At 60.2% G+C, this 23,662-nt stretch carries 18 protein-coding genes and 2 pseudogenes; 3 read left to right on the top strand and 17 right to left on the bottom strand.

The genetic code is table 11. The features are described 5' to 3' along the window. Positions 1–157 precede the first annotated feature (157 nt). Positions 158–649, top strand: a complete 492-nt coding sequence (locus QP968_RS01655) for a M23 family metallopeptidase (protein WP_284854648.1) — start codon at positions 158–160, stop codon at positions 647–649. Here the strand turns inward: QP968_RS01655 and QP968_RS01650 are convergent. From QP968_RS01650 to rpsP, 12 genes and pseudogenes are all read right to left on the bottom strand, one after another. Then, positions 597–1,493: a tyrosine recombinase XerC gene (locus QP968_RS01650; RefSeq protein ID WP_284854646.1), complete on the bottom strand. Its 897-nt coding sequence runs from the start codon at positions 1,491–1,493 to the stop codon at positions 597–599. The genes QP968_RS01655 and QP968_RS01650 overlap by 53 nt on opposite strands. Positions 1,494–1,544: 51 nt before the next feature. Then, positions 1,545–2,744 carry a DNA-processing protein DprA gene (gene dprA / locus QP968_RS01645; RefSeq protein ID WP_284854645.1) on the bottom strand — a complete coding sequence of 400 codons (1,200 nt, stop codon included), beginning with the start codon at positions 2,742–2,744 and terminating at the stop codon, positions 1,545–1,547. After that, positions 2,741–4,261: a YifB family Mg chelatase-like AAA ATPase gene (locus QP968_RS01640; protein ID WP_284854643.1), complete on the bottom strand. Its 1,521-nt coding sequence runs from the start codon at positions 4,259–4,261 to the stop codon at positions 2,741–2,743. Before QP968_RS01640 ends, dprA begins: the two co-directional genes overlap by 4 nt. Next, a complete protein-coding gene (locus QP968_RS01635; RefSeq protein WP_102724206.1) occupies positions 4,248–4,637 on the bottom strand; it encodes a YraN family protein in 390 nt (129 codons plus the stop codon). Before QP968_RS01635 ends, QP968_RS01640 begins: the two co-directional genes overlap by 14 nt. A gap of 166 nt (positions 4,638–4,803) precedes the next feature. Continuing rightward, entirely contained in the window at positions 4,804–5,109 is a 306-nt protein-coding gene (locus tag QP968_RS01630) for a DUF2469 domain-containing protein (RefSeq protein WP_034661585.1), read from the bottom strand. After that, positions 5,106–5,753 (bottom strand): ribonuclease HII, encoded by a 648-nt coding sequence (locus QP968_RS01625; RefSeq protein WP_284854640.1) that lies wholly within the window; start codon positions 5,751–5,753, stop codon positions 5,106–5,108. Before QP968_RS01625 ends, QP968_RS01630 begins: the two co-directional genes overlap by 4 nt. Further along, positions 5,754–6,455 (bottom strand): signal peptidase I, encoded by a 702-nt coding sequence (gene lepB, locus QP968_RS01620; protein WP_284854833.1) that lies wholly within the window; start codon positions 6,453–6,455, stop codon positions 5,754–5,756. A 141-nt stretch (positions 6,456–6,596) separates the two neighbouring features. Then, a complete protein-coding gene (gene rplS / locus QP968_RS01615; RefSeq protein ID WP_034661593.1) occupies positions 6,597–6,944 on the bottom strand; it encodes a 50S ribosomal protein L19 in 348 nt (115 codons plus the stop codon). Between the two features lie 111 nt (positions 6,945–7,055). Further along, positions 7,056–9,338 (bottom strand): Tex family protein, encoded by a 2,283-nt coding sequence (locus QP968_RS01610; RefSeq protein ID WP_284854636.1) that lies wholly within the window; start codon positions 9,336–9,338, stop codon positions 7,056–7,058. 347 nt (positions 9,339–9,685) lie between these two features. Further along, positions 9,686–10,543: pseudogene (gene trmD, locus QP968_RS01605) on the bottom strand (tRNA (guanosine(37)-N1)-methyltransferase TrmD); the annotation flags it as partial. Beyond that, complete coding sequence (rimM, locus tag QP968_RS01600; protein WP_284854634.1) at positions 10,540–11,040, bottom strand: ribosome maturation factor RimM; 501 nt, start codon at positions 11,038–11,040, stop codon at positions 10,540–10,542. The pseudogene trmD and the gene rimM, both read right to left, overlap by 4 nt. A gap of 88 nt (positions 11,041–11,128) precedes the next feature. After that, positions 11,129–11,674, bottom strand: coding sequence for a 30S ribosomal protein S16 (gene rpsP, locus QP968_RS01595; RefSeq protein ID WP_284854632.1), 546 nt, complete (start codon positions 11,672–11,674; stop codon positions 11,129–11,131). Positions 11,675–11,994: 320 nt separating this feature from the next. Between rpsP and QP968_RS01590 the strand changes: the two genes are divergently transcribed. Continuing rightward, on the top strand, positions 11,995–14,166 hold the full coding sequence (locus QP968_RS01590; protein WP_284854630.1) for an acyltransferase family protein: 2,172 nt from the start codon (positions 11,995–11,997) through the stop codon (positions 14,164–14,166). 168 nt (positions 14,167–14,334) lie between these two features. Here QP968_RS01590 and ffh read toward each other — a convergent pair whose 3' ends face one another. The 4 genes and pseudogenes from ffh to ftsY all read right to left on the bottom strand — a co-directional run bounded on the left by ffh (position 14,335) and on the right by ftsY (position 19,573). Beyond that, positions 14,335–15,957 carry a signal recognition particle protein gene (ffh, locus tag QP968_RS01585; RefSeq protein WP_284854628.1) on the bottom strand — a complete coding sequence of 541 codons (1,623 nt, stop codon included), beginning with the start codon at positions 15,955–15,957 and terminating at the stop codon, positions 14,335–14,337. Positions 15,958–16,133: 176 nt separating this feature from the next. Continuing rightward, positions 16,134–16,472, bottom strand: a complete 339-nt coding sequence (locus tag QP968_RS01580; protein ID WP_284854626.1) for a P-II family nitrogen regulator — start codon at positions 16,470–16,472, stop codon at positions 16,134–16,136. Positions 16,473–16,492: 20 nt separating this feature from the next. Next, positions 16,493–17,862 (bottom strand): annotated as a pseudogene (locus tag QP968_RS01575) (ammonium transporter). Positions 17,863–18,046: 184 nt separating this feature from the next. After that, on the bottom strand, positions 18,047–19,573 hold the full coding sequence (gene ftsY, locus QP968_RS01570; protein WP_284854831.1) for a signal recognition particle-docking protein FtsY: 1,527 nt from the start codon (positions 19,571–19,573) through the stop codon (positions 18,047–18,049). A gap of 84 nt (positions 19,574–19,657) precedes the next feature. On the opposite strand from ftsY, the gene QP968_RS01565 reads away from it, so the two are divergent. Continuing rightward, complete coding sequence (locus QP968_RS01565) at positions 19,658–20,188, top strand: hypothetical protein (protein ID WP_284854624.1); 531 nt, start codon at positions 19,658–19,660, stop codon at positions 20,186–20,188. Here the strand turns inward: QP968_RS01565 and smc are convergent. Next, positions 20,185–23,640, bottom strand: coding sequence for a chromosome segregation protein SMC (gene smc, locus QP968_RS01560; protein ID WP_284854622.1), 3,456 nt, complete (start codon positions 23,638–23,640; stop codon positions 20,185–20,187). The genes QP968_RS01565 and smc overlap by 4 nt on opposite strands. Positions 23,641–23,662 lie beyond the last annotated feature (22 nt).

Below are 23,662 nucleotides of genomic sequence, written 5' to 3'. Positions count from 1 at the left end.
GTTGCTGCCGTGTAAGTCTACATTGCTCCAGCGTATGCGCCAATTTACGGCACGCCCCTGTGGATAACTTCTCGTTTTCCACAGGCCCTTTTCGCTTATCGACGCCCCCTTCCCCACAATCGACACCATGATTCCTTTTCAACGCATTTTTATAACCATGACAGTGTCAGCTGCACTCCTCGGAGGTGCCTCTCCCGCGTGGGCGTATGTGGATCCGACGACTGGTGCGCCGAGCGCCACGCGGGTAACGCGTGGCGCTGACATACCGGAGAAGAACTGGATGCCGGGCCATCGTGGCGTCGACTTAGCGGCCCGGCCAGGCCAGGACATCCTGGCAGCCGAGGATGGCGTGGTGGCATTTGTCGGCGTGATTGTTGGGGTGCCGGTGATCTCCATCGACCACGCCGATGGCATCCGCACGACGTACCAGCCGGTCTTTCCGTCGGTGACCGTCGGCGACGCGGTCCGGGAGGGGCAGCCGATTGGGAGGATGGCCTCGCCCAATGGGGACCACGATGGGCTGCACTGGGGCGCCAAAACCGGCCCGGATTCTTACATCAATCCACTGACGTTGCTAGACGCACCGACTATTCGTCTTAAGCCCGTGGATGGGCCTGGTCGTAAACCGCTTTCAGACGCTGCGCGCTGACGTGGGTGTAAATCTGCGTGGTCTGCAAGGAAGAATGCCCGAGTAGTTCCTGCACGACGCGAAGGTCCGCCCCACCTTCCAGCATGTGGGTGGCCGCACTGTGGCGCAGCGCGTGCGGGCTTAGGTCACTATCACCTGTGCGCTGGGCGGCGCGTTCGACAACACGGCGCACCTGGCGCACATCAATGCGTCCGCCTCGGGACCCGAGGAACAGCGCGTGACCGGCTGTTCCCTCTTTGTTCTTAGCCACCAACTCGCACCGGCGCGACAGCCACGCATCAAGTGCCGCGCAGGCATTGTCCCCGAAAGGAACAACGCGCTGCTTATTGCCTTTACCGGTCACTTTTGCAAGGCCCCGGCCGAGGTCTACATCGTCCACATCCAAACCCGCTAGTTCGGAGACACGCATCCCCGTCGCATAAAGCAGTTCGAGCATCGCACGGTCGCGGGCTGACTCAGGCCCATCGGCGTCGGGGTTGATCTGTGCCTCAACGAGCTCCCCCGCACGTTTCGGGCTCACCACATCAGGCAGGTGGCGGTTGACTTTCGGGGTGACCAGGCGGGCAGCCACATCGGATTCAAGATGGCCATGTTCATAAGCCCAGGTGGAAAACGCCCGCGCAGCAGCAGTGCGCCGTGCCATGGTCGAGCGGGCCAGCCCGGCGCGCATGCCAGCGGCGAGCCAGGAACGGAGGGTGGGGAGGGTGAAATCGTCGAAAAGCGGGGCGAATTCCGCAAGTGACCGTAAGTCACTGCGGTAGCCCTTGACGGTGGCTTCGGAGCGGCCTTTGACCAGGAGGGCGTGGTCGGCGAAGTCATCGATGGCTGCTTCGAGTTGCGTCATCGTGCCTCCTGCCGTTGTTAGATCTCCCGGCAGTATATGGCCGCTCCTGGTCTAGATGTCTAGAGGCACGCCATCAGCTCTCTCCCAGAGCTGGCCTTTGCGGACGACCATGCCCTTCTTATTCAGAGCCATGAGCAGATGAACTGTGAGTCCGATGGTGAAACCGCAAGCTTGGGCGACGTCCCCGGCCTCGAGCCCACCGGTGTCAGCGAGTGGCAGCGAGTCATAGACACGTAGCTCGTTGCGGGAGAGCTGCTGGACGGCGTTGGCGGCGTAGTCGATCTCATACTGGCCATCCACATCCGATGTGCCGATGGGGCTGAGTTGCTCGTGGGCATCATCCGCGCTCAAGACCATCGCTGCGCGCTCATCCCTAATAGCCAGATTCGTGCCGAGGGATCCCGGCCCGAGGATCGGCCCTGGCACCGCCATTCCCACGCGGTTGAACACCTCCACCCACTTCAGGGTGTTCAGCGCACCGGACCGGAACGCTGCTTCCACCACGATGGTGCCTTGCGTCAACGCGGCCACCAGCCGGTTGCGAGTGAGAAAGCGGTGGCGGTCCGGCGTCACCCCGGGTGGGTACTCCGTGATGATCGCACCGCCTTCATTAGCAATCCGCGCGAACAGCTGCTCATTACGTCGCGGATACACCTGCCCCGCACCACACGCTGCAACAACGACGGTTGTCCCGCCGGCATCAAGCGCTGTGGAATGCGCCACCGTGTCAATGCCCAGCGCCCCGCCGGAGACAATCGTGTGCTGGTGTCGCGCGAGTCCCTGGCACAAATCAGTCGTGGCATGGTGCCCATACGCGGAGGCCGCACGCGTGCCCACGATGCCCACCGAGCTGGCGAAGAGCTGCGCCAGATTCGTGTTCCCCCGCACCCACAAGGCATGCGGCGCATAGGCATCGGGCGGAAGTGTCGATTTATTACCTACTTTTTCGCGCTCAGCTTTTGCACGGGCTACCTCAAAGGACGCCACGATCTCATCGCGTGGCCATTCCGGTGATTCGGGAGTGAGCAGCGCGTAGCCTTCCCGTGCTGCCGCCGCGAGATCCTCAGCGGGCTGATCCCACGTGTACCGCGATTCAGTCGCCGGGCCCAAGTCGCCGAGCCAACTCGCGCGAGTGCGGATACCGTGCGCGAGCTCATCCGCATCACGGCCCGCATCAAGCAGAGCCAACAAGTGGCGATTTGGGCCTTCCACCACGCGGTTCAGGTATGCCCAAGATTCAAGCGAACTCATGCTGCCACCCCCTGCTGTTCCATCTCACGCAGGTTCAGCGCGTCCATCACCTCAGACAGCCGCGGCTGATCCACCCCGGCAAGATCCGCCAGCGTCCACGACAGGCGGAGCAGGCGATCCACCCCGCGTTGAGTGATCATGCCGCTTGCCAAAGCACTGCTGATCACGCCCATGCCGTCTTCCGCCGCCGGGAAGTCACGCCGCAACACCGCGCCGGGGACGCGCCCGTTCGTCGTTGCTGGTAATCCCGCTTTAGCCCACCGCCATTGGGATCGGTCCCGCGCGGCCAAGACGCGTTCGGCAATGACAGCAGAGGATTCCTGATCCGCCGCCGTGACCACACCGCCCACCGAGGTGGTGGTCAGGCTGATATCAATGCGGTCCCGCAACGGCCCAGACAGGTTGCGCAGGTATTTGGCGCGCTCACCCGAAGAGCACGTGCATTTCGCCGCATTGTCCACACCACAACGGCACGGGTTGGCGGCCATGATCAGCTGGAAATTCGCCGGATACACCACCACCCGGCGCGCGCGTGTCAGCTGCACCTCACCCTTCTCCAGGGGCACACGTAAGGCGTCGAGAGTGCGGGCGTCGATCTCACTGACCTCATCAAGAAAAAGCACCCCGTGATGTGCATGGCTCACCGCACCAGGGCGCGGAATGCCAGAGCCTCCTCCGATCAAGGCAGCTCTGCCTAACGACGGATGCGGCGCCACAAACGGCGCCCTCATAATCACCTCCCCGGAGGAATTCCCGGAAACAGAATGGATCGCGGTTGCTTCCACCACCTGCTCCGGTGTGAGGTCCGGCAAGATCGACGGGAGCCTTTCTGCCAGCATGGATTTGCCGGAGCCTGGTGAACCGATCATGAGCATGTGGTGCGCACCCGCTGCCGCGATTTCCATGGCGCGGCGCTCATGAGGTTGGCCGATCACATCGCGGAAATCAGGCACACGGACTGGTTCTACGGTGTGCGTCACGGTTTCCAAACCGGGAAGTTCGCGCTCCCCGATCACCCACTGCCACGCTTCGGTGAGACTGTTCGCGATCCTCACTGATGGATGCCCAATGAGCGCTGCCTCCCGTGCATTGCTCGCGGGGATGATCACGTGCTCAATGTCGCTGTTCAGTGCCTGCACGATGATCTGCAAGATGCCATCAACTCGGCGCAACTCACCGGACAAGGCCAACTCCCCCACGATGAGTGAACGCTTAAGTTTTCGCTCCGCCCGCGGATCCATGCTGGCCAGCACCGCCAACGCAATGGGCAGATCAAAATGGGAACCAGACTTGGGCAGATTCGCCGGGGACAAAGACACCATGATCTTCGTGCGCGGCCACGGCAACACGGAGTTGGCTACTGCGGTACGGATGCGGTCACGGGACTCACCCACCGCTTTATCCCCTAAACCCACGATGTGGATTCCCGGCAGACCCGGACCCACGTTGGCCTCCACCGTGACAAAGTGGGCGGTCACGCCCTCAACAGCCGCGCTATAGGTACTAGCAAGCGCCATCTTCAACCCCCTGGTACATGCGGTGGAAGAACATGTGGCCGTTATAAAGCACCTCGACAACGTCGAAACGCACGGGCGTATACGGCTTATCCATCAGCCACTCAGATGCAGCGGCGCGGATGCGATTAAGTTTGCGCGCCGTGACCGCCTCCGCCGCGCCGAAGCTATGGCCACGTCGCGTTTTCACCTCGATGAAAACAATCGTGCCGTCCTCCGCGCGGGCAATCACATCGATTTCGCCCCGCCTAGTTCTGTACCCAAGCTGGACAATCTCATATCCCATCTCCTCGTACCAGGCAGCTGTACGTGATTCACCAAGCGTGCCCAGCACCCACTGGTTCGTATCCACACCAGCGTCAGGCGTACTTTTCACCATTGTGTTCTCCGATCTTTTGTGTCAATGTGCACCGCGCATCAAGGCGGTCTACTGCTTTAGACGACACAAAAGGCCAAACGGATCCCTCAGAATGAAAAGTGGCCCTAAATAAACAAAACACCCTGTGGATAACGCTTGTTAATCCACAGAGCGCGCACACGACGGGCTATTCCGGGATGACCATCTCCGGCTTATCCAGCTCCTCAATATTGACGTCCTTGTACGTGATCACGCGCACGTAGCGGACGAAGCGCACAGCACGGTACATGTCCCACACCCAGGCATCAGACATGCGCACTTCGTAGTACACATCCTTGCCCTCGGTGTGCGGGATCAGCTCCACGCCGTTAGCCAAGTAGAAGCGGCGGTCAGTCTCCACCACGTAGGAAAACTGGCTGACCACGTCGCGGTACTCGCGGTACAGAGAAAGTTCGACCTCTGCTTCGTAGTTCTCCAATTCCTCAGCGCTCATGGCTTGGTGCTCCTCATATACGTCTGGTGGGCTGCTGCAACGTTGGCATAAGTGTAGCGATGCTCAGGGCTTCCACCGTGACGGCGCACCGCATCCATATGCGCCTGCGTGCCATACCCCTTGTGCCCCTCCAAGCCGTACTCCGGAAACTCTTCCGCCATCTGGGTAATCAGGCGGTCCCGGCTGACTTTGGCCAGGATGCTCGCTGCCGCGATGCAGCGTGCAGTGTAATCCCCACCCACGATGGGAAGTTGGGGGGTGGTCAGGCCGGGGATCCGGAAGGCGTCCACAAGCACGAAACCTGGCGCGACAGCCAACTCGGAGATAGCTCGGCGGGCTCCATCGAGGTTCGCGTTCTGGATGCCGCGGCGATCAATCTCCCCCGCACTGATGTGCACAACGGAATAGGCGGTGGCGGCCGAGATCACTTCGTCGAAAAGCAGCTCCCGCCTCTTCGGCGTCAGCTTCTTGGAGTCGGTGAGACCCTCCAGCCCAGGCAGCGGGCGCGAGGGCAGAATGCACGCGGCGATGGTGATGGGGCCAAAGCACGCACCACGACCCGCTTCATCAATGCCCGCCACGGGACCGAGGCCGGCTTTATCCAACGCCACCTCGTACGTGCGGAGCTGCTTCAGCCTGCGCATTTACTGTTGCAGCAACTCCACATCACCGTTTTTCACCGGCCCAATGCGGGTCAACGGCAAGACGATGAAGGAGACTTTGCCGCGGATATTCTCCTCAGGAATGGTGCCTTGGTACTCATCTCCCATGTGGTAGCGCGAATCCAAGGAATTGGTGCGGTTATCCCCCATGACAAAGACATTGCCTTCCGGCACGGTCAGCGGACCGAAGTACTGGCCACCGCACTCCTCAGAACCGCCTTCCGGCAGCACCGGATTATCCGGTGGCTGAAGGGTAAACGTCTGGTCCGTGGGCTGGCCGTCCACCATCACTGACGGGTCGCCTGCCTGGCAGGACACGGTCTGACCGCCAGTAGCAATCACGCGCTTGACCAGGTTGTTCTCATCCGGCGCAACAAGCCCCACGTAGGACCCCAGTTGCTGCAGTCCCGCCACAAACGGGTTATCCGACCGGTTGGATTGGTAGGACGTGTTCCACGATGGGGTTCCTTCAAAGACCACCACGTCGCCCGGCTCCGGGTCGGAGAAGTAGTAGGACACCTTCTGCACGAAGATGCGGTCACCATTGCACCCTTCACAGCCGTGAAGCGTTGGCTCCATGGAGGCAGATGGAATCAGGTACACGCGGCCAACGAATGTTTGCAGTAAGAAGATGAGGCCGAGGGTGAGAAGAACCACCATCGGGATCTCCACATACCACGGCATCGTGCGGTCTTCTTCGGTGCTATCAGGACGCTGGCGGGGGGTATCAGTCACGGAGAACCACTTTAACACTGAGCACGCAAAACGCCCCCTTCCCCACGCGAGACTAAGCGGTGGGTGAAGGGGGCGTGAAGGCGCTGAAGTTTAGCGACGCTCCTTGATGCGGGCAGCCTTGCCGCGCAGGTCGCGCATGTAGTACAGCTTCGCACGGCGGACACGGCCACGACGCAGAACCTCAATGCGGTCAATGTTCGGGGAGTGAACCGGGAAGGTACGCTCCACACCGATGCCGAAGGAGATCTTGCGGACAGTGAAGGTCTCACGGATGCCGGAGCCTTGACGGCGGACAACAAAGCCCTCGAAGAGCTGGGTACGGGTGACGCTACCCTCGATCACCTTGACGTGAACACCCAGGGTGTCACCAGGACGGAAGTCCGGGATGTCGTCGCGCAGCTGGCCTGCGTCGACCTTATCGATGATGCCGTTAGACATACGAATTCCTTTTCAGATTTGGACAGAGGAACCTAGCGGCTCTTCCCCTCCTGGGGCGCTCGACTGGTTCATGTCGGCTACAAGACCCGACTATTCTTGCATAGCCCCGGGTCACTTCCCAAATCCTGCTCGCTTCAAAGCATCCGCCATCGAGCCCTGCGCAGGCTTCGCGTTTTTCGCTTGTCGACGTCCCCCGTTCCCCGCCCCATTCTTCCTCCCTGCGAGTTTGCTGGGCTTGCTGGGCTTCCCCGGCTCATCCTCAAGCCGCAGCGACAGCCCGATGCGATTGCGCGCGACATCGACGTCCATGACTTTCACCTTGACCACCTGGCCGGAGCGCACCACATCATGCGGGTCGGAGACGAACTTATTGCTCATCGCAGATACGTGCACGAGACCATCCTGGTGCACGCCGACGTCGACGAATGCGCCGAAGGCAGCGACATTGGTCACCGTGCCTTCCAGAATCATGCCGGGTTTGAGGTCCTTGATCTCATTCACACCTTCTTTGAACGTAGCGGTGGTGAATTCCGGGCGCGGGTCACGGCCGGGCTTGTCCAACTCCGCGATGATGTCCGTCACCGTGGGCACGCCGAAGGTCTCATCGGCGAAATCGGCCGGCGCAAGCTTGGCCAATACCGCGGTATTACCAATGAGGGACGTGGTGTCCATCCCAGTCGCGGTGGCAATGCGCTCCACCACTGGGTACGCCTCCGGGTGCACGGCTGAGGCATCCAACGGATCCTTGGCACCCTGAATACGCAGAAAGCCCGCTGCCTGCTCAAAGGCCTTTGGCCCTAGACGTGGCACCTTGCCCAGTTCCTTGCGGGTAGTGAAGCTGCCGTGCTCATCACGGTAGGCCACGATGTTCTTGGCCACCGTGTTGGACAGCCCCGCAACACGTTCCAGCAGCGGCGCGGACGCCGTATTCACATCCACACCGACGGAGTTCACCGCATCCTCCACCACCGCATCCAGAGTTTGGGCGAGCGCAACCTGGTTCACGTCATGCTGGTACTGGCCCACGCCGATGGATTTCGGATCCACCTTGACCAACTCCGCCAGCGGGTCCTGCAAACGCCGCGCGATGGAGACCGCGGAACGCAGGGAAACATCCATGTCGGGAAACTCTTCCGCCGCGATTGCGCTAGCCGAGTAGATGGACGCACCGGACTCACTCACCATCACCGGTGTTGGGCGAGTGCCACCCGCCTGCGCGATGAGGTCAGCTACTTCACCGGCCAGCTTTTCGGATTCGCGCGAGGCTGTGCCGTTGCCCACCGCGATGAGCTCCACTCCATGTTCAGCTACCAAAGCGGCAAGCTCCGCACGCGCCGCATCCCACCGGTTCTGCGGTTGGTGCGGATACACGATGCTGGTGGCCAGGACCTTGCCGGTGCCATCTACCACGGCGCATTTCACGCCGTTGCGATAACCCGGATCAAGCGCCAGGGTTGCCCGCTGGCCAGCAGGTGCTGCCAAGAGCACATCGCGCAGGTTGGTTTTGAACACCTCCAGCGCCCCCTCATCCGCCTTCTCTTTCAGGCGCATGCGGGCGTCCACGTTCGCGGAGATCTGCAGTTTCGTCCGCCAGCCCCAGCGCACTGCCTTGGCCAACCACTCCGACTCCTGCACCGGCAGATCAAAGCGCTCGGCGATCATGCCTTCATAAACAGCCTCATCACCCGGATCAAAACTCAGTGTGAGCACGCCTTCTGCCTCCCCACGGAACAGCGCCAGGATGCGGTGGGACGGTAGCTTGGTCAGGTCTTCAGCAAATTCAAAGTAATCCGCAAACTTCGCGCCCTCTTGTTCCTTGCCTTCCACCACGGCAGAACGCATCGCGCCCTCTGCATACACACGGTCACGTACGGCGCCAACCAGATCAGCATCAGTGGCAAAACGGTCAATCAGGATTGCGCGCGCACCATCAAGAACAGCCTTGGTGTCCGGGAAGCCCTCGCAGATGAACTTTTCGGCGGTGGTTTCGGGGTTGGTGCTGGGGGCGTCGATAAGCAATTGCTCAAGCTCCTCAAGCCCTGCTTCGCGCGCGATATCCGCCTTGGTCTTGCGGCGCTTCTTGTACGGCAAGTAGAGATCCTCCACGCGGGCCTTCGTGTCGGCGGCGAGGATCTCGTGCTTGAGCTCGTCGGTGAGCTTGCCCTGCTCCTCGATGCTGGCCAGCACTGCTTCCTTACGCTCCGCGAGTTCAAGCAGGTACGTGTTGCGCTCCTCGATGTGCCGCAACTGCGCATCATCCAGCCCACCAGTAACTTCCTTGCGATAGCGGGCGATGAAGGGCACGGTATTGCCCTCCGCGAGAAGGGTGAGCGCCGCCTCTACTTGGGTGGCGCGGACGTGAATTTCTTTCGCGATAATCTCTGCGACAGTCATTCGGGGAAGTCTAGTCGGCGGACTCCTTAGGGCTGCACCACGGTGGAGCCATACCAGTCCGCACCCTTGGGCAATGCCGCTACCACTGCCTGCGTGGCATCGGCAAGGCTCAATGCTGTGCGCCCATGGACGCGCAGCTTCACCAGCGGATCAGGGCTCGGCCGCCCCTCACGCCGCTCATACTCTGTCTCCAGCATCGACGGCCCAAAGCACACGTCGGTCCCGCGCTCTTTTGTGCTTATCTGCGCATCGCGGTAGCCGGCTTTCTTTAACGCCGTGCGCATGTTCTTTTCTGCGCCGGGCTTCCAGCCCAGAACGTCCAGCTCCGTCACCACATCGCGGGCGTCCAACATGAAGCGATCCTCTTCGGTGAGTTCCGCGGCGGCGATAAGCTCCGGGCGCACTTCCCTGGTGCGTTTGAGGGACTGCTCACGGCGCCACAGCTCCACCTTGGCGTGATCGCCTGACGTCAACACCGGCGGGGCTTCGATCCCGCGCCACACGCGCGGCTTGGTGTAGCTCGGACCTTCCAACAAGCCGTCGGAAAAGCTGTCATCCTCGTGGCTCTCCGTATTACCCAGCACGCCGGGGATCAGGCGCGTGACGGCCTCCACGATGACGAGCACCGCCACTTCCCCACCGATAAGCACATAATCACCGATGGATACTTCGCGCACACGATACCGCTGCGCTGCGTCCTCAAAAACGCGCTGATCAATACCCTCATAACGGCCACAGGCGAACACAATGTGGTTCTCCCGCGACCACGCCTGCGCATCAGCCTGGGTAAAAGGCTTGCCGGCTGGCGTGGGCACCAAGAGCAACGGCGCGTCCGGGTCCTCCCCTTCGCACACATCTGCGGGCACGGTGTACGGGCGCGCGGCAACCTCTGCCACTTCATCGTGGCGTGCCTTGTCATTGCGGTGTGCTGCCGCGGTGGCCAGATCAAACCCAGCGCGACCTGCGTGCACCTCATCGAGTGCTGGGCCCCACACATCCGGCTTCATCACCATGCCCGGACCGCCACCCAACGGCGAATCATCTACCGCTTTGTGCCCGCCCGTGGCCCAGTCCCGCAGATTATGCACCCCGACCGCCAAGATGCCTTGCTCAATCGCCTTGCCCAATAGCGCGTGGCGCATTGGCTCGAGATAGTCGGGGAAGATCGTGATCGCATCAATGCGCAATGCCGGCGTACCCGTCATAGATCCAGCAACCCTTCCGGTGGGGTGATTTCCAGGAAGCCTTCCTCCAGATCCACCTCCGGAACAATGTCCATGACGAAGGGAACCAGCACTTCCCTGCCCTGATACGCGACTTCCAAGATTTTCCGGTTCGGGGTATCCATCACACCAGTGACCTCCCCAATCTCCTTGCCGTCCTGCACGACTTTCAGACCAATGAGTTCATGGTCATAGAACTCATCCGAGTCCTCATCGCGCTCCAGCGGCTCGGCAAAGAACTGCATTCCACGCAGCGAATCCGCGGCGGTGCGGTCTGGGATCTCTTCAAACGTGACCAACAGGCGCTTCTGGTGCGGGCGCACCGAGGCGATGGTCAGGTCTTGTTCCTTCCCCGCCTGCTTCCCGTGAAGCACCTCCCCGACCGCGTAACGGATGTCCGGCTCGTCGGTCAACACCTCCACGGCGACCTCCCCTTTGACACCGTGGGACTTGACTACTTTGCCGATGAGCAACTTCATGGGAGCTAAGGCTACCAGCACCCATCAATGCAAAAACTGCCCGCGCACCAAGTGGCACACGGGCAGTCGCTTCAAAGCTTGAGGGAGTTTAGTTCTCCTCGGACTCCTCAGCCTTCTCTTCTTCAGCAGCCTCTTCAGCCGGAGCTTCCTCAGCCTCTTCAGCGGCAGCCTCAGCAGCTTCTGCCTGTGCAGCAGCCTTAGCCTCAGCCTCGGCTTCAGCAGCAGCCTTAGCCTCTGCCTCTTCCTTAGCCTTCTTGCGCTTCTCGGTGATGGCCTCAGCGGTCGGGCCGTTGGAAGCCTCCTCCAGAGCCTGGTTGAACAGCTCGAGCTTGGACGGCTTCTCCTCAGCAACCTTGAGGGTGCCCTCAGCACCGTCGAGGCCCTTGTGCTTCTGCCAGTCGCCGGTCACCTTCAGCAGAGCGAGCACCGGCTCGGTCGGCTGGGCACCAACGCCGAGCCAGTACTGAGCGCGCTCAGAGTCAATCTTGATCAGCGACGGCTCTTCCTTCGGGTGGTAGATACCAATGTTCTCAATGACAGCACCGTCACGACGGGTGCGGGCATCAGCGATGACAACGCGGTACTGAGCATTACGGATCTTGCCCAGACGCTGCAGCTTGATCTTGACAGCCATGGTTAAAAGTCCTTTACTTCGGTCACTGGGCAGTTCAGACACCCGCCACGTGTTTGGCGGGCCGGTTCAGCCCTTGGTTTTCGTCTGCGTGTGACTAGGGCCGGTCGAAGGGGAATCCATGATTCCCATCGGGTCCGGCGCTAACGCAGGAGTGTTGCTAAGCAACCCGCAATACCCTACCTGGGAAGTGCTACCCACACCAAAATGGGCATGCCGCACAATGCTGGGTTATAGCTCTGCCTCGTATCACGGGTAAGGTCACCGGAAGGTTTAGTACTTTCACTTCCCTGTATCCCCTATTTTTCTGTGACACAAGCCCGATGACAACCTCAGTTCGCACCTCTACACCAACGGTCAAGCAGCCGGTGTCGTCGTCACCGTACCGTTTTGACCTTGATGGTTTGCGTGGTTTTTCCATCATGCTCGTGGTTGTGTTCCACGTCTTCGTGGGCAGGGTCTCTGGCGGCGTGGACGTGTTCCTACTGTTGTCCGGTTATTTCTTCATGGGCGCACAGCTGCGTTATGCCATGCGCCCAAACCCGTCGCTGAACCCGTGGTGGCCTTTCTGGCGCACCGCACGAAGGCTCCTGCCAGCGCTGGCAGTGGTACTCGCAGCTGTCTACGCCGGCATCCGATATCTCACGCCGCAGGTCATGAGCCAGGAAATTGCTCGCCAGTTCAAGGCGTCTGTGCTCTACTACCAGAACTACGAGCTGAGCAGCCAGGATGCTGCCTACGCAGCAGCCGGTTCGCAGACTTCGCCACTGCAGCACTTGTGGTCCATGAGTGTGCAGGGGCAGTTCTATCTCTTCGCCATTACCTCTGGCATTCTGGTGGCCATTTTGGTTACTCGCGCCCATGTGGGTGTTCAGCGTCTGCGTCGCTGGATTGTGGTCATCCTCGCTCTGATCACCATCGCATCTTTCGCCTATGCATCCCGTTTTGGTTTCGTGGGCACACCCGCCAATTACTACGCTTTGCCCTCCCGTTTATGGGAGCTGAGCTTCGGCGCTTTGCTGGCTATGCTGCCCGCTAAGGTGGCTATTCCCGCGAGGTTCCAGGCCCCCGCTACTGGCTTGGGTGTCACGATGATCGCAGCCACCGGCTTCATCATTCCAACTTCCCTTGCCTTCCCAGGCCCAGCCGCGCTCATTCCTCTGCTCGGTGCGGCGCTGGTGGTACTCAGCGGCCCGCAGCACGTCGTGGCTAAGCTGCTCTCGTCCTCCCCGATGACCTGGCTGGGCAAGGTCGCCTACTCCCTGTACTTGTGGCACTGGCCTTTGCTCATCTTGCTCACCGTGTACACGAGCAAGGACGAGCCTTCCGTGCTGCTGGGCATCGGCGTTATCGCGGCGTCACTCGCGTTGGCTCACATCACGTACAAGCTCGTCGAGGATCCTCTGCGCCAGCACGGAAAGCGCCCGAAGGCAACAGATCAGCCAGTGCGTAATGCGCTTGCTAGCTTATCGACGTTCCTCGGCCGCGCCCGCGCCATCGGCGGCGTTGCCATCGCCGTGCTCCTCGCCGGCACGCTTGCTATCTTGCCCATGTTCAACAAGCAAGTGGAACAGGCGAGCGGCGAGCTTGACCCGGCACTGTATCCCGGCGCCATGGCGCATTTCGGGGCTGATGTGCCGCGTGCTTTGGCTGCACCCGACCCGCACTTCATCTCGGACATGTGGCCCCCAACCGTTGACCGTGGCTGCATGATCTTCATGGACCAGCCAGGAGACTTACTCCCCCACGAAGGCTGCGTTTTTGGCGACCCGGATTCTGATGTCACCGTGGTCCTTTTCGGTGGCTCGCATGCGGAACCGTGGGTGGTTCCACTGGACAAGATCGGCCGTGAGCGTGGGTTCAAGGTGATCACTTACGTGCGCCAGGAGTGCCCGCTGGTTTTGGATGATTTGGACACGGTCTCAGAAGTCTGCGCAGAATGGTCCCGCAATGCTTTTGCGGAGATCATCGCCCTGCAACCTGACCTGGCCATCTCCAATGCCACCCGCCCCGCTGGCCGTGCTGGTTCCGGCGGCATCGGTCCTGATATCGTGCCGGATGCCTATGCCACCGTGTGGGACAAGCTGCGCCTCAATGGCATTCCTTTCGTGGGGCTGCGCGACAACCCGTGGGTCTTCTCCCGCGAGGGCGATCACATGGACCCCAATGAGTGCCTCCTCGCCCGAAACACGATGAATGATTGCTCCACGCTGCGCTCCACGGTCTACGCCCCTACGAACCCGGCTGAGCAGTACCTCTTTGCCGCTGATAAGCAGTGGACGGTGGATACCGCTGACTGGTTCTGTGAAGAGACCTACTGCCCACCGATCATCGGTAACATCTACGTCTACCGCGACCAGAACCACATCTCGAACGCCTACGCAGAATCCACCGCACCGATCATGTGGCAGAGTATCCAACCCATCTTCGATGCTTTGGATCTGCCCTACCGAAATGAAGAGGTCCTCGAAGATCTTCAGATCATCGAGAGTTAAGGGGTGCGAGGGTTGTCCTTGGCCACTTCTCTTCGCCGGGTGTGTGTAGAAAATTATAATGCGAAAAATCGACGCGGCTGAAACACCTGGTAGAAAATTTCTACCGTTCGGTAGTTACCGCAGCAATGTAAAGTTTTACACCGGGAGTGAGTTCTCAGGGGCTGATCCCTAGAACTTCTTCTTCCCCATGCGCTTCATCGCGCTGCCAAAGTCCAGATTATTCAGGTCCAGGCCTTCCATTCCTGGCGGCATCTGCTGCTGCATCTGCTGAAGCTGCTCCATGCTCGGCATGCCCTGGCCCCCTGGCATGCCCGGCATCCCTGGCATCCCTGGCATCTTCGGTCCGCCCTGGCGCTTCGCTGGCTTACGCTTGCCGTTCTTGCCTTTACGGCCCTTCGGTTTCTTCTTTGTTGCGGAACGACCCATGCCCGGCATACCGGGCATTCCACCCATGCCGAACTGGTTGGCCATCTTGCCCATCATCTTCTTCGCCTCGAAGAAACGCTCCACAAGCTGGTTCACATCAGCAACGGTGACGCCGGAGCCGGCGGCGATGCGGCGACGTCGAGAAGCATTGAGGATCTTCGGATCCTCCCGCTCCGCTGGGGTCATACCGCGAATGATGGCCTGGATGCGGTCGAGCTGCTTCTCATCGACCATGTCTGCCATCGGGTTCATCTGCTTGCCGCCCGGCATCATCTTCAGCAGATTGCCAATCGGACCCATGCGACGGATCATGAGCAGCTGATCAAGGAAGTCCTCGAGAGTCAGCTCACCCGTACCCAGCTTGCGGGCGGCTTCTTCCGCCTTCTGCTGGTCCATCATGGTCTCGGCCTGCTCAATCAAGGAGAGCAGGTCGCCCATGCCAAGGATGCGGCTGGACATGCGATCCGGGTGGAAGACATCAAAATTCTCGAGCTTCTCACCGGTGGAAGCAAAGAGAATCGGCTTACCGGTGACTTCACGGATGGACAGTGCTGCACCACCACGGGCATCACCGTCGAGCTTGGTCAACACAACGCCGGTGAAGTCCACACCATCGGCAAAGGCCTGCGCGGTGTTCACCGCGTCCTGGCCGATCATCGCATCGATGACAAAGAGGACCTCATCCGGATTCACCGCATCGCGAATGTTGCGGGCCTGCGTCATCAGAGTTTCATCAATACCCAAACGACCAGCGGTATCGATGATCACCACATCCGCATTCGTGCGACGCGCTTCCTCGATGGACGCCAGCGCCACCTTAACTGGATCACCGTGGGACGTGCCCATCTCGTGGTCATTGGAATCCAGGGAGGTACCCGGATCCGGCGCAAACGTCCTCACCCCGGCGCGCTCACCGACGATCTGGAGCTGCTGCACAGCACCCGGGCGCTGCAGGTCACATGCCACCAGCATCGGGGCATGGCCCTGCTTGGACAGGTGGAGAGCCAACTTACCGGCAAGAGTCGTCTTACCAGCACCCTGCAGACCAGCAAGCATGATCACTGTCGGCGGGTTCTTAGCCAGGTTCAGGCGACGAGTTTCACCGCCGAGAATATTGGTCAGTTCCTCATCGACAATCTTGATTACTTGCTGCGCCGGATTCAGTGCCTCAGACACAGCTGCGCCAAGCGCGCGTTCTTTCACACGCTGAATGAAGGCGCGAACAACGGTGAGCGAGACATCGGCCTCGAGCAGGGCGATGCGGATCTCACGGGCAGTGGCGTTGATGTCCCCTTCCGTGAGCTTGCCCTTGCCTCGCAGCCCGGTGAGTGCTGATTGAAGGCGATCGGACAATGACTCGAACACGTAAAAGCTCCCTTGAAAGTCTTTGAGTAAATGTCTCTAGCCCGGTGGCTAAAAAGATTAAGTGGTGGGTTACAGCCTAACTGCTACCCACCACGAAAATCACATGCGGTTCAGCTCGACGCCGCCTCCCCCACATTATTGCCCGGATTTCCCGTCAACCGGTTCCGTTCTCCGGACTAGATAGCTGCGTCGTCTTCCTCTCCCGTACGCACGCGCACGGCGCGGGTTACTTCCGTCACCCAAATCTTTCCGTCACCGACTTCCCCAGTATGCGCCGCATTCAAGATCGCGTTTACGGCGGTTTCTTCCTGGTCGTCGGTGACTAGGACCTCGATCTTGACCTTCTGTACAAAGTTCGACGTGTAGCGGGCACCCCGGTAATACTCGACGCTGGCCATTTGTCGGCCCGCTCCCTGAGCCTCAGTGACGGTGATGCCTTTCACTCCTGCCTCGCTGAGAGCCTGACGGATGTCACCGAGTGTGAACGGTTGCACTACTGCTGTGACAAGTTTCATGTCTCTTCCCTTCCTTCTGCCTATTGATTGGCCGTGGCTTCAGCAGCCAACTTATTGCCAGCTGGAATTCCATCAGGCCGAAGACCCGGTCCGCCGAAGTCATAGCCTGTCTCACGGTGAACGGAGTAGTCCACACCAGCGAATTCCTGCTCCCGCGTGACACGCCACCCCATGGTGTGCTTCACGACGATTGCGATGAGATACGTCAACACACCAGAGAAAAACATCGCCGCGATAGCCACCACCGTCTGGACTGCGAAAAGCTTCCACCCATCTGCTCCCCCACCGGTGAAGACTCCATTCCCTTGAGCAAAGAACGCGAGTCCGATTGTCCCCCATACAGCGGCAACGAGGTGAACACCGACGACATCCAGGGAGTCGTCATAGTTGAAACGGTATTTCAGGCTCACACGAAAGCACGAAAGAATGCCGCCGTCCGCGCCAAGGAGAATGGACGTCATAGGGGTGAGTGCTCCTGCCGCCGGGGTGATGGCAACAAGTCCTGCCACCAAACCAGAGGATGCACCAAGCGACGTTGCGTAGCCATCCCGGATCTTCTCTACCGCCAGCCACCCCAGCATGGCGCCCGCAGCAGCCGCCGCGGTGTTCACTCAAGCAAGACCCGCCAAGCCATCAGCAGCAAGCGCAGAACCACCATTGAAACCACACCACCCAAACCACAGCAGCGCGGCGCCAGGCATGACGAAGGGGAGATTGTGGGGACGCGAGTTGGATTGCGGGAATCCTTCGCGCTGCCCGATCACCAATACCAAGATGAGTGCGGCAGTGGCTGCGGAGATGTGGACGACCGTGCCGCCCGCAAAGTCAATGGGAGCAATGTGAGCCTCACCGTTTTCACTCCCGAATATCCACGCAGCGATCGAGCGCGCCCCTTCACCAAGAATGCCCCCACCCCACACCATGTGTGCGAGGGAAAATACACAAGCGTGACCCACACGCCGGTGAACACCATCCATGCGCCGATCTTCACACGGCTGGCGATCGCACCGGAGATAATCGCCACGGTGATCACCGCGAAAGTCAGCTGAAAAGCGATATCAATGACGTTTGCGTAGCCATTGCCCCCAGCGATGTAGGCCCCGCCCCCGTTGGTGATCGAGTTACGGAGCCCAAAGAACTCAAAGGGATTCGCAAAAATCCCACCGATTGATTGTGAACCATAGGACATCGACCAACCCCACAGCACATATATGACGGACACCACCCCCATGGCTGTGAACGACATCATCATCATGTTCAGAACGCTACGGCGGGACGTCATACCTCCGTAGAAAAACGCCAAGCCCGGTGTCATAAGCAATACGAGCGAAGCGGAGACGAGCATCCATCCGGCATTCCCCGATGCCAGTGCAACCTGATCTGCAGTCATATCTATCACCTCAATTCCAATCGTTTTGAATACCTATCGATCGACCGATTTGCACCGAAGAAAAAATCTATAGAACGATAGATACTGCCGTCAATGATGTTGAGTTTTTCTGTAATTCAAATCACAAAACCCGGCACCGCATGAATACGGTGCCGGGTTCACGTCAGCTCAATAAAAAGTCCAGCTAAGACCCCAACAGTGCGTCGACGAAGCCTTCCACCTCGAATGGCGCGAGGTCATCGGCCCCCTCACCCAGTCCCACGAGCTTCACGGGCACGCCAAGCTCCTCCTGAACCTGGAACACAATGCCGCCCTTCGCGGTGCCATCCAGCTTGGTCAGAACAACACCAGTGATCTCCACGACCTCCTTGAACACACGCGCCTGGGTCAGGCCATTCTGCCCCACCGTGGCGTCAAGGACGAGCAGGACTTCATCCACCTGAGACTTCTTCTCCACCACGCGTTTGACCTTGCCCAGCTGATCCATCAAGCCGGTCGCGGTGTGCAATCGCCCAGCCGTATCGACGATCACAACATCCGCCTGCTGCTCCACACCGGTCTTCACAGCATCGAAAGCAACCGCGGCCGGATCTGCCCCCTCGTTACCGCGCACGGTGGTCGCACCAACGCGACGACCCCACGTTTCAAGCTGGTCCGCAGCCGCCGCACGGAACGTATCCGCCGCACCCAAAACCACGCTGTGCCCCATCGAAACGAGCACACGAGCCAGCTTGCCTGTCGTGGTGGTCTTACCGGTACCGTTGACACCGACAACGAGGATGACCGCCGGCTTACCATCATTCGGCATTGCCCTAATCGAGCGGTCCAGCTCCGGCTTGCCGGCCTCAACGAGCGTCTCACGCAGCATCGCGCGAGCTTCTTCCTCCGAAGAAACACCCCGCTGCGCGATCTTCTCACGCAGCGTTTCCGTGATCTTCATGGTCAACGGCGCACCAATGTCCGCCATGATGAGGGTGTCTTCGATTTCCTCCCAAGCATCCTCATCCAGATCACCCGCTGTCAGAATGCCCAGCAGGCCCTGTCCGATCGCATTCTGGGAGCGCGACAAACGCCCACGCAGACGGCCCAGTCGACCCGTCGCCGGGGCAATATCATCCAACGGCTCCGGAGTCGGTGCGGGCTCTTCCTCCGGAACAGGAGTCTGCTCTAGTGCCTCATCCGCAGCTTCCACTGTGGCGTGAGCAGCCTCAGCTGCCTCCTCAGCTGCCTCCACCACCTCGGGTTCCGGTGCTGGTTCCTCAACCGCTTCAGGTGCCGCCTCTACTGGTTCCGGTTCAACCTGCTCAATCTGTTCAACGGGCTCCACCGGCTCCTCCGGCTCAACCACCATGGTCTCTTCCACTGGGGTCTCCGCGGGGATCTCCTCGGCTGCTTCAGTCTCAGCTATCGGTTCAACTGCCGGCTCGGGCACAACGGGCGCCGGGGGCTCTGGGGCAAGCTTCTGTCCCTCCCGCAGGATCGGCTCCTTCTGTACATCCGGCGAGGCGGCGGGCGCAAAGTTAAAGCCTCCCTGGGCTTGGTAATTTCCGGATTTCTCCTGCTGGGTCAGTTCCTTCGGTGCGGCCGGGTCCTTCTTTTCAAAGGACACTGCCTTTGATTTCTTCCGCTTATTGCCGGCGATGATGATGCCTAGGAGGATAAGCAGCACCACCACAACGGCGACAATGATCCACAAAACAGTTGAGTTCATCATGCGAACCAGTGTGCCACCGACACCCCGGTTCGTGTTCTTTCGGGTTCAATCAGCTCTCACAGAAGGACTAGGCTGCGGGTTATGAACCTGGATGCGCTGAAGAACCCCATTGTCACGATCGCGCTGTCAGTGATCACCGCACTGATCGTTGCCATTAGCGCCGCGACTGGTTTCGGTGCTTTTGGGTCGAGTACGCCGACACCGCCCGCAGAAGAATCGGGGGCACTGGTAGTAGCCATCCCCGCGAATGCGAAGACGGCGACACCGGAGCAGGTAGAGAAGATCCTCAACGGCCAGTGGAAGACCGCGTCGCATCCGCTTGGGCGCACTCTCTCTTTCTCCCGCGGCGACGGCGCCACAGAGAATGGCCTCTACCTCGTGCGTGGCGGGGCGTGTAATGGGTTTGGCGTAGCTCTCATCGTGGATCAAGGCAAGGCCACTTACACCTACGAGGATCGTCCCGTAACCAAGATGGGCTGCGACATGGAAAGACACCTCTACGATGGCGCGGTGCGTGGCGCGCTCATCGACGGCAACACGTTCTATTTCGATGGCACCAACGCATACCTGGGCAAAAACGGCACGGGACTGAAGCTCAGCCCGGCGCGTTAAGAGCGCGGCGCGGGGTTCATTCGCTGGGAAATGACGCGGGTGACACCATCGCCACGCATGGTTACACCGTAGAGCACGTTTGCCACATCCATCGTGGGTTTTTGGTGGGTGATCACGATGAGCTGTGAATCCTCGCGGAGCTCCTCGAGCAATGCAATAAGACGACGCAGGTTCACATCGTCCAAGGCCGCTTCCACCTCATCCAGGACGTAGAACGGGGATGGCCGCGCGCGGAAGATAGCCACGAGCATGGCCAGTGCGGTGAGGGATTTCTCACCACCCGATAGCAGCGACAAACGCTTGACTCGTTTGCCGGGTGGACGGGCCTCAATCTCAATACCGGTAGTGAGCATGTCCGAAGGGTCGGTGAGCACCAATCGAGCCTCACCACCGGGGAACAGGGTGTTAAAGACCTTGGGAAATTCCTTCTCCACGTCATGCCACGCATCCGTGAATAGCTGCAGAATCTGCGCGTCCACATCGTCGATCACGCCGGTGAGGTCCTTGCGTGCCTGAATCACATCAGCGAGCTGCGTGGACAGGAAGCTGTAGCGCTCCTCGAGTGCTTTGTACTCCTCCAAAGCAAGCGGATTCACCTTGCCTAAGGATGCCAGGTCGCGCTCAGCTTGCTTGAGGCGCTTCGTCTCCGCGGCCTTGTCGAAATCCTCGCCAGGCGTGTAGTCAGCCAACAGGTCGGCGATGGCAATGCCAAGCTTGTCCGCGATTCCTGCTTCCGCCTCATCAATCCTCACCTGCGCCTGCTCCCGCGCAATATCCGCCGCATGAGCGGTATCCCCCAGTCGGTTGAGCTGCTGGCGCAATGCGCTAACCGTTTCACGCACCTGCGACTGGCGGGCAGTGAGCTGTTTAATCTGGTCAGCAAGTTCGTCGCGGTGCTGCGTGGCACGCTCTAATGAAACCTGAATTCGCGCCGCCAATGTCTGGGCGTGCTCTGCCACGGTTTCGGCTAGTTCCGCCTCAGCGCGCTTACGCGCCATCGCCGCGAGGTGTCGTGTTTTTGCCTCACGCTCGTGCTCGGCTTGTCTGCGCAACGCGGCACCACGTCCAGCGATCTGTTCAACGACTTGCTGGGCGGAGCGTGCCAGAAGCGTTAACTCCATCTCACGTGCACGGGCCCGTGCCAGCGCATCATTGGCTTCATCCCGGAGAGAGGAATCAACGTCTTCTTCCGTGTCATCGTGTTCCACGCGGGCGAGACGATCTCGGGTTTCCTCCAACTGCTTCACCTGGTCGTTGAAGCGGATCTCTGCTTCCGTGGCCTGCTTTGCTGCCCGTTCGTGCTGTTGTTTGGTGCTTTCTGCCTGGCTGAGTACACGCTGGTAGTCACGCTTCCACGACTCAGCGTGGGCATCGTGTTCCTTGAGTGCTGCCTTTGCTGCCGCTGCTGCTACGCGCGCTTCGTCCGCAGCAATTTTGGCGCCTTCGAGGGTGCCGGATAGCTCATCAAGCTGAGACTGGGCTTTCTCCAAATCAGCCGTGGCCTGCTCAATCTGGGCAGCCACTTCCACGCTCGATGCACCACCGGAGCCAGCAGCGATCCACCCTTCGCCCACGATGGTGCCGTCATCGATCACGGCACGCAGGCGCGGATCATCCGCTACTGTGGCGCGGGCGTGAGTGATGTCGGTGGCCACCACGACGTCGACAAGCACACGTGTGATTGGGCCCGCGACCTCGGGAGCGAGGGTGACATGGTCTAACAACCAGCTCGTGCCTGTCGGGGGCTTACCGTCCAGGCGCCACTGCCTGCCCCCGGCTTTCGTGTCCACCACGACAGCGCGTGAAGCATCGGAGAGTTCCATGGCCGTGGAATCATCCAGCTGACCCGCCAATGCCTCCGCATGTGCACCGAGCGCGGCGGCGAGTGCCTTTTCCAATCCTGCCTCAGCCTTCACCCACTCTGCGAGAGGGTGGTAATCAGCTCCAAGAACATCGGCGGCTTCCGTCACAGGTGCGGTTTCGGCCAGGGTGGCTATGCGCGAGCTCAGCGAGTACACCGACTTTTCTCGCGCTTTCTGCTCATCGCGTAGTTGGTCCAGGCGTTTTTCTGCAGCACCCGCTTCCGCCACGGCTCGTACATGAGCTTGAGTCAGTGGCTCTCGGTCAGCGGTAAGTTCCGCCATCTTCTGCGCGGTCTCTTCGGCTTGAGCTTCTGCTTCACGGGCCTGCTCACGGGTTTCTTCCGCGGCAATACTTAGACGTTCTACCTCTTGCTTCGCTGATTCCACCGCGGCAGTCTGGCTTTCTTCCTGCGCGAGCAGACGCACCACGCCTTCACGGCGATCAGCGATCGCACGCACCTGCGCCAAGTGCTCAGCCTCCGCGGCCTTGGCGCGCTGCTCCAACTCCGCAGTCTCCTCAGCAGCCTCTTCGAGAGCTTCCGCAGCGTTTTCATACTCCTCTTGCGCTGCCTCGTATTCCTCTTCCGCGCGTTCAGCCCGCGCTAAGAGTTCGTCCGGATCCTGGCCCCTGAATTCAGGTATTGCCATAGCGTTCTGTGCACGCTCCCCCGCGATGCGCAACGTCGCGGACGTTCGCTCAGCCAAAGAGGACAAACCAAACCACAGGCGCTGCGCTTCCTGGGAAGCCTCCGCCACACGCGCCTGATTCGCTTCCACCGCCAACTGGTTCTGCTCAGCCTCTTCCAACTCCCGGCTAACGGTGGCGGCTTTCTCGGCGTGGAGTTCGGCGGCGCGTGTGGCGTCGATAAGCGATTCACGCAGGGTGACCACCTGGTGGCCGGCTAGTTTCAGGCGCGCGTCACGCAGATCAGCCTGCACGGTCGCGGCACGTTTCGCTGCTTCTGCCTGGCGCGCGAGCGGTTTGAGCTGCTTGCCCAGCTCATCGGTGAGGTCCGTGAGGCGATCCAGGTTCGCCTGCATCCCCGTGAGCTTGCGCTGTGCTTTCTCCTTGCGGCGACGATGCTTGAGCACACCGGCTGCTTCTTCGATGAACGCGCGGCGATCCTCCGGGCGCGATTCCAAGATCTCACTGAGCTTGCCTTGGCCCACGATGATGTGCATCTCACGGCCAATACCGGAATCCGACAGCAGCTCCTGGATGTCCATGAGGCGCGCCCTGGAGCCATTGATTTCATACTCGCTGGCACCATCGCGGAACATGCGGCGAGTGATGGCCACCTCGGCATATTCAATAGGCAAACGCCCATCCGAGTTATCAAACGTCAGCGTGACTTCCGCACGGCCCAGCTGCTTCCGTTCCCCCGCGCCAGCGAAGATGACGTCTTCCATCTTCCCGCCACGCAGGTTCTTCGCGCCTTGCTCCCCCATCACCCAGGCCAGCGCGTCCACCACATTGGACTTGCCTGAGCCATTCGGTCCGACAACAGCACAAATGCCGGGCTCGAATTTCATCGTCGTCACAGACGCAAAGGACTTGAATCCTTTCAGCGTCAGCGATGTTAAGTGCATTGGAAAAGTTTAACCCAGATGA

The sequence above is a fragment of the Corynebacterium sp. MSK041 genome (assembly GCF_030232265.1).
In the GTDB taxonomy this organism is placed as follows: domain Bacteria; phylum Actinomycetota; class Actinomycetes; order Mycobacteriales; family Mycobacteriaceae; genus Corynebacterium.
This window is presented reverse-complemented; position numbering and strand designations above follow the sequence as displayed.